At 69.1% G+C, this 6,207-nt stretch carries 9 protein-coding genes and 2 pseudogenes; 6 read left to right on the forward strand and 5 right to left on the reverse strand.

The features are described 5' to 3' along the window. Positions 1 to 178 precede the first annotated feature (178 nt). On the forward strand, positions 179 to 385 hold the full coding sequence (locus ACIQFZ_RS24720; RefSeq protein ID WP_141367736.1) for a cold-shock protein: 207 nt from the start codon (positions 179 to 181) through the stop codon (positions 383 to 385). A gap of 4 nt (positions 386 to 389) precedes the next feature. Here the strand turns inward: ACIQFZ_RS24720 and ACIQFZ_RS24725 are convergent, their stop codons facing one another. Further along, on the reverse strand, positions 390 to 686 hold the full coding sequence (locus ACIQFZ_RS24725) for a hypothetical protein (protein WP_383060358.1): 297 nt from the start codon (positions 684 to 686) through the stop codon (positions 390 to 392). A gap of 55 nt (positions 687 to 741) precedes the next feature. Here ACIQFZ_RS24725 and ACIQFZ_RS24730 point away from each other — a divergent pair, with 55 nt between their 5' ends. Both ACIQFZ_RS24730 and ACIQFZ_RS24735 read left to right on the forward strand, forming a co-directional pair. After that, positions 742 to 1,746, forward strand: coding sequence for an anion permease (locus tag ACIQFZ_RS24730; protein WP_383060359.1), 1,005 nt, complete (start codon positions 742 to 744; stop codon positions 1,744 to 1,746). A 19-nt stretch (positions 1,747 to 1,765) separates the two neighbouring features. After that, complete coding sequence (locus tag ACIQFZ_RS24735) at positions 1,766 to 2,362, forward strand: hypothetical protein (protein WP_365425212.1); 597 nt, start codon at positions 1,766 to 1,768, stop codon at positions 2,360 to 2,362. A 112-nt stretch (positions 2,363 to 2,474) separates the two neighbouring features. Here ACIQFZ_RS24735 and ACIQFZ_RS24740 read toward each other — a convergent pair whose 3' ends face one another. Then, a complete protein-coding gene (locus ACIQFZ_RS24740) occupies positions 2,475 to 2,843 on the reverse strand; it encodes a hypothetical protein (protein ID WP_365425214.1) in 369 nt (122 codons plus the stop codon). A gap of 101 nt (positions 2,844 to 2,944) precedes the next feature. Between ACIQFZ_RS24740 and sigJ the strand changes: the two genes are divergently transcribed. Both sigJ and ACIQFZ_RS24750 read left to right on the forward strand, forming a co-directional pair. Beyond that, a complete protein-coding gene (gene sigJ / locus ACIQFZ_RS24745; protein WP_402692148.1) occupies positions 2,945 to 3,862 on the forward strand; it encodes an RNA polymerase sigma factor SigJ in 918 nt (305 codons plus the stop codon). Between the two features lie 38 nt (positions 3,863 to 3,900). Next, positions 3,901 to 4,026, forward strand: a pseudogene (locus tag ACIQFZ_RS24750) (IS5/IS1182 family transposase); the annotation flags it as partial. A gap of 15 nt (positions 4,027 to 4,041) precedes the next feature. Here ACIQFZ_RS24750 and ACIQFZ_RS24755 read toward each other — a convergent pair. Both ACIQFZ_RS24755 and ACIQFZ_RS24760 read right to left on the reverse strand, forming a co-directional pair. After that, positions 4,042 to 4,797 carry a hypothetical protein gene (locus ACIQFZ_RS24755; protein ID WP_402692188.1) on the reverse strand — a complete coding sequence of 252 codons (756 nt, stop codon included), beginning with the start codon at positions 4,795 to 4,797 and terminating at the stop codon, positions 4,042 to 4,044. Between the two features lie 416 nt (positions 4,798 to 5,213). Continuing rightward, complete coding sequence (locus tag ACIQFZ_RS24760) at positions 5,214 to 5,384, reverse strand: hypothetical protein (RefSeq protein WP_376653212.1); 171 nt, start codon at positions 5,382 to 5,384, stop codon at positions 5,214 to 5,216. Between ACIQFZ_RS24760 and ACIQFZ_RS24765 the strand changes: the two are divergent. After that, positions 5,325 to 5,534 (forward strand): annotated as a pseudogene (locus tag ACIQFZ_RS24765) (hypothetical protein); the annotation flags it as partial. The gene ACIQFZ_RS24760 and the pseudogene ACIQFZ_RS24765 overlap by 60 nt on opposite strands. Here the strand turns inward: ACIQFZ_RS24765 and ACIQFZ_RS24770 are convergent. Then, on the reverse strand, positions 5,470 to 5,826 hold the full coding sequence (locus ACIQFZ_RS24770; protein ID WP_402692186.1) for a branched-chain amino acid transporter permease: 357 nt from the start codon (positions 5,824 to 5,826) through the stop codon (positions 5,470 to 5,472). The pseudogene ACIQFZ_RS24765 and the gene ACIQFZ_RS24770 sit on opposite strands and share 65 nt — an antisense overlap. Positions 5,827 to 6,207: the final 381 nt, after the last annotated feature.

Raw genomic sequence — 6,207 nt, forward strand, 5'->3', positions numbered from 1 at the left:
CGTAGGCGGTCTGACCTGCCCTGGCGTACTCCCGGCGCTTGAGCCGCTCGTGCGCGTGTGTCCCGGCCGGGTAGATCAGGCAGCGCGGGGTAGAACGGCTGGTGGCTCTTTTGTTACGGGAGCCGGAACATGCCCGTGATCAAGGGCTGTTCCCAGGCATGAACGAAGGAATAGCAGTATGGCCAGCGGCACCGTGAAGTGGTTCAACTCCGAAAAGGGTTATGGCTTCATCGCCCAGGACGACGGAGGCCCGGACGTCTTCGCCCACTACTCCGAGATCCAGGGCGGGGGCGGCTACCGTGAGCTGACGGAGGGCGAGCACGTCACCTTTGACATCGGCCAGGGCCAGAAGGGCCCGCAGGCACAAAACATTGTCCGGGGCTGACTGCTCACGATGATGGAAGGCGGGTTGCCGTAACAGGCAACCCGCCTCTTGTGATCGCCACACCGCCGCTCAGGGTCGCCTCCGCGGGCGCCGTCAGCGCGATCGAGGTAGGCGCCTCGGCGACGGGCACGGTGATGCTGACGTCCCCGGCCGGGCGATGCGTGAGGTCGCCGGTGCGCCAGCCGTCGAGCACGCCCTCGTAGGCGAACACCAGCACCGGCGTCCTGTCGGCCGGGTCCGCGGCCGACACCTTCCGCCGGTTGCCACCGCCGCCCTGGGCCATGCCGCTTCCCCCGTTCATGGACGAAGTTCATTATGTTGGGGTACACCACTTTCGGTGGACGGAGTCAGGCTCGATGGACGCGAATCTGGCTGCCCTGGTTGCTGTGGTGGTCATCGCCTTGGCGTTCGACTTCACCAACGGCTTCCACGATGCCGCGAACGCGATCGCGACATCGGTCTCCACCCGTGCGCTGACCCCGGCTGCCGCGCTGGCGCTCGCGGCATGCATGAACTTCGCCGGTGCGGCGCTGGGCACAGGGGTGGCAAAGACGGTCGGGGCGGGCATCATCGCCACACCGACCAGTTCCCACGGTCTGAGCGTGGTGTTCGCCGCCCTGATCGGCGCCATCTGCTGGAACCTGATCACCTGGCGGCTGGGACTGCCCACCTCCTCCACCCACGCTCTGATCGGCGGGCTGGTCGGCGCCGCGCTCACTGCGGCCAGCGGCGTGCACTGGAGCGGGGTGGTGGACAAGGTCATCCTGCCCATGGTCATCTCGCCCGTGCTCGGGGTCGTGCTCGGCTACCTGGTACACACGGCGATCCTGTGGATCTTCCGGCGCGCCCAGCCGGCGAAGGCAACGCACGGTTTCCGTATCGCGCAGTCCGTCTCGGCGGCCGGGATGGGCCTGGGGCACGGCCTGCAGGACGCGCAGAAGACGATGGGCGTGATCGTTCTCGCGCTGGTCACCGCTGGGCAGCAGGCCACGTTCGACGTGCCGTGGTGGGTCATCGGGGCGGTCGCCGCCTCGATGGCCGCGGGAACGTACACGGGCGGCTGGCGCATCATCCGCACGCTGGGACGGCGGATCGTGCACCTTGACCCGCCGCGCGGTTTCGCCGCCGAATCGGCCGCCGCGAGCGTGCTGTATGCAACGGCGTTCATCTGGCAGGCGCCGATCTCAACCACGCACACCATCACCTCCGCGATCCTCGGCGCTGGCGCCACCCGCCGGCTGTCCGCGGTGCACTGGGGCACGGCCCGCAACATCGCCACCGCCTGGCTGCTGACCATGCCCGGCTCCGGACTGGCCGCGGCCGCCACCTACGCGCTCATCCACCTGGCACTGGGGACCTGACCGTAAAGAAGTGCATGCGATGAATGACTTCGGCGCACATCCCGTCGTGCTCCAGCGGTACGCGCATCTGAGCCCGGCGGACGGGATGTGCCTCATGGAGTACGTCTCGCTTCTGGCCGGTACCGGCTTCACGGACCACCCGGCGTGCACCGATGACCTCCTGGCGGCCCTCGCCCGGATGGTCAACGACGCCGTGACCGATACCGGCCGCAGCCGGCTGATCCACCTCGCACCCCTGCTGGCACGCGGCGCACCGGATGCGGGAGTGCGCGACCGGGTCGTCTTCCACTGCTGGGATGCAGTCAGTGCCGCCGCGGCGCCCGGCAGCAGGGCCGAACGGCACGCGCGCCACCGACGCGACATGGCCCGCGCACGGCTTCAGGCGTGCCGACGGGAGGAGAGAGTGCTGGCGTGGCTGCGCCTGCACGGCCCGGCACGCCGTGCCGCAGAAACCGCGGTGCGGGTGTTGTCAGCCCTGCCTCGCGCCGAAGCCGACCGGGCCCTCCTACGGCTGCTGACCGTGTGCGCCACGCCGCTTTCCATGGTGACCCGGACGTGCGTCAGGCCGGAGGACTGGAACTCACCCGAACGACTCACTGAACAAGGCTCCAACTGACGCCGAGCTCCAACGTCGTCGTGCCCCGCTCACTGACAGGACGACAGGGCCTGGGCGGCCCCGTCTCACGCCTTGGTCAGGGGGCCGCCCCCCCCCGGGCCCGTATCGGACCTCAGCGCCGGGCCAGCGCCAGCACGCTCAGACCGAACATCAAGACCCCCAAGGGGAGATGGACCGACGGGACGTGCGCGATGCCGAGCACGACCTGGACCGAGGCGAGTACGAGGAAACCTGACGCGTGCCAGACAGGCCGGGGCGAACCGCCGCCCGGCTTCCACGCCAGCACCGCCGCGAGCACGTACAGCATCGACGCCCCGTACATCACACGGGCTCCGGCACTGTGCAGAGTCTCCCCGTAGGACGAGGTCAGCAGCAGTCCGGCGGAAACCGCCTGAAGGAAGATGGTCAGGGTCTGCAGGGCGATCGCGATCTGCAGGAACGAGAAGCTGCGCTGTGCGTTCGTCGTCACCTCAGTGGCCATGTCACAGTCCCCTTTTCCGCCCTCGGGCAGTAGATCTATAAGGTCTCACCAGCCCGACGACGCGGGCCTGCGAAAGGTAAGGCGAGGGGGCGGCCGGAAGCATGGGGACTGTCGGGACCAGCACAGATGAGATAGCCGGCGAGCGACGCCAACTGATCAATGTCGCTTACCGGTTGCTCGGTTCGGTGACCGAGGCCGAGGACGCCGTACAGGATGCCTACGCACGCTGGTACGGACTTCCACGAAGCCGGCAGGAGGAGATCCTGTCCCCCGGCGCCTGGCTGACGACGGTGACCAGCCGCATCTGCCTGGACGTGCTCGGCTCCGCGCGGGCCCGCCGTGAACGCTATGTCGGCGCGTGGCTGCCCGAGCCGCTGCCCGACCGCACCGAGTGGGAACACGCGGGCGGCGCCGACCCCACCGGCCCTGCAGACCCCGCCGACCAGATCGTCCTGGACGAGTCGGTGGTCATGGCCTTCCTCGTCGTCCTGGAGTCGATGACGCCCGCCGAGCGGGTGGCGTTCGTCCTGCACGACGTCTTCCGGTACCCATTCGCCGAGATCGCCAACGTTCTCGGCCGGACCCCTGCGGCCTGCAAGCAGCTGGCGGCCTCCGCCCGGCGGCGTGTGAGCGTCGCGCGCGCTCCGGTGACGGCGACCGGCCAGGCCGACGTGGTGAGGCACGTCAAAGAGGCATGGGAGACCAAGGACATCGCAGCCCTCGTCGGTCTCCTCAACCCGGCCGCCGTGATGACCGCCGACGGCGGCGGCATGGTCGGCACCGTCCTGCGCCCGGTCGAGGGCGGTGTGCGCATCGCCCAGTACATGGTCGCCATTGCCGATAAGGCTTTGGGCCTCGAACTCCTGGAGCGGTCGGTCAACGGTATGCCGGGCCTGGTGGCCCAGCGTGCCGGCGTCGTCATGACTGTTGCCTCGTTCGACGTCTCCGACGGGCGCGTCACCCGGATCTGGGCGGTCCGCAACCCGGAGAAGCTGCGGCCGTGGGCGCCGGAAGGCTAGAGCGGTGTCTCTTCGATGGGCTGGTCAGTTGATCAGATGTGTCTGTCAGGTTGGTGATCACTGATGCGATGTGGGATCGGGTCGAGCCGCTGATGCCGGCCGATCCGGTTCGCGGACGACGGTGGGCCGACCATCGCCGCACCCTTGAGGCCATCGCCTGGAAGGAAGAGATCAGCTTCTCAGCTCCAACGAGCAGCGAGCTGTCCGACGACGGAGAAGCGTCTTTCGCACTGCGGGCAGGTTGCCTCGCCGAAAGCATAGGTCAGGGCGTGCGCCACATCCTCGTGGCCGTCCGCCAGGGCCAGCTCGTACAGGCGGCGGCCGAGGCCGTCGAGGGTGCCGGGATCGGCCGGATGCAGAGGGAGGGTTTCGGTATCGTCGGAGAGGGCGTAATCCTCCGGTGCGACGAAGAAGCCCCGCTCACCGATGATCACCCATAGCGCCGTGCAGCCGTCTGGATCGGGGCACTCAAGCTCGTACTCCTCGTTGACGATGCCCCAGATCAGGTCCTCGGCCCACTGGATGTCGCCCTCCAGGTTCAGAACCGTCTCCAGCAGGTAGCAGTAGCCGTCCCGGTCAGCGGTGGTCTGCCGCCACCGGTTCGCAGCGGCCAGCAGGCGTGCGACTTCGGGTGCGCGCTGGTCCCGCAGTGTCCGGGTCTCGTATCGCTGGTCGGCCTGAACGAGGAGGGCACCGGCCAGGTGGAGAGCCGCAGCCCCGGTGTCGGCGTCGTCGCCCTCCGCCATGTCCGTCAGCGCGGGCAGTACCAGCGGATGGGACACGTCGAGGGAACCGTTGTGATAGAGCTCCGTCCACAGGTCGCTCCAGACCTGACCATCCCGACCGGTGGCGGCACGCTCCAGCAAAGCGGTCAGGCGGCTGGAATCGGCGTCGCCTGCACGGGGAACCGGGGAACTACTCGTCATCTCCGACATCCAAGCAGACTCCACACGCCCCCGCCCCATGCCCGTCGCGGCCGGAAACCCCGACCCAAATCCCGGTACTCCAACCGCTGCGCGGGACGGAGTCGTCAGCTTCGAGCGTCCGGTACACCGCCAGGACGAGTTCGCCGCGTACCACCGCGGACCATGACCGACAGGGCAACGGCTTCTCAATGGTGGTGTCCGGTGGATTTGGCACGGCGGCGCCGGCCCGGGCTACGCCGGTGCCCCCGCGCCTTTGCATGACGGGCACCCCGACACCGTTCTCATCGACGATGCCTCGGGTTCCTGGGCCGGCCTGCGCCCCAAGTCCGGGTCCCGCTCGTCCACTCCATGGTGGATGGGCGGGTCCCTTGCTGCCTGTACGGGGCGCCCCTACCGGCCCGGTTGATCTCGCCTCGCGAACCGTCTTACGCCACGGGGCCGAGGCTGCCCTCCAGGGTGGTGCGGGTGATCAAGGGGCGGTCCCAGCGGGCGAGGATCTCGTTGGCGAGGTCCACGACCGGCAGGGGGTCGGCGTCGTGGCGGGCCTCGATGCCGGCGGCCAGCAGGCTGCGCGGGACCGGCTCAGGGCCCGGCACGAGGACGACATCCCAATCCTGCGGGCCGAACTGTACGACGACGTGGTCAACGCCTCGCGAGCCGAAGGCGGGCCGTGGCGGCCGATCACGCCCGGCTCGAAGGACCCGCGGCTCGTGGTGGACGACAAGGAACAGGGACACCTCCCGTTCTGTGCCCCGGCGTTGAACCGCAGCCCCTCGGCCGTGCGTGGGAGCAGCGGGTCAGCCCGCGGCACCACAGATGCAGCCCGACGGTGACGGCCAGGGCGGCCAGGGGTGCGGCGGCGCGGGACTGGGTCAGTGGAAGGTCACGCAGGCAGTAGACGAAGAGGATCACCATGACACCGGCCGGCATACGGGCGCCGAGGTACTGGACTGTCCTGCTGGCCCGCAGCGAGGCCAGGACGGTGAAGGGCAGGGCACGCAGAGCCCAGGTGACGGCATCCGAGACTGCAACGGCCAGGAGCGGGCCGCAGCGACGGCGCCACCAGCACCGTCAGCGGATCATCTCCATAGCTCAGTCGCGCATCCGGGTGTGATACACCCCGTGGCGTACGAGCCGCCGTACGGCGGCTGGGACTGGGCACGCGGCCGAATGCTGTCGCCCGCTACCCGCTAGTCGTCACCAGAGGGCAACGGGCGGACTGCGCATAGCTCCAGGCGGTGCTGGAGAGAATGGTTCCGGAAATTCCCTGGCCGACCACGGCCTTGATCAGCGACCACGGGCCAGGGATGCCTCACTCCTCACCGCCGCTATCACTCCCTTCTGCGGCCGGTTCAGTCTCCGGCGCGACCTCTTCGCCACTGGGCGTTTCGGTACCGGCCTCCGCTTCCTCGGCAGCCG

Origin of the sequence: Streptomyces sp. NPDC093064 (assembly GCF_044754605.1) — a bacterium.
GTDB lineage: Bacteria > Actinomycetota > Actinomycetes > Streptomycetales > Streptomycetaceae > Streptomyces.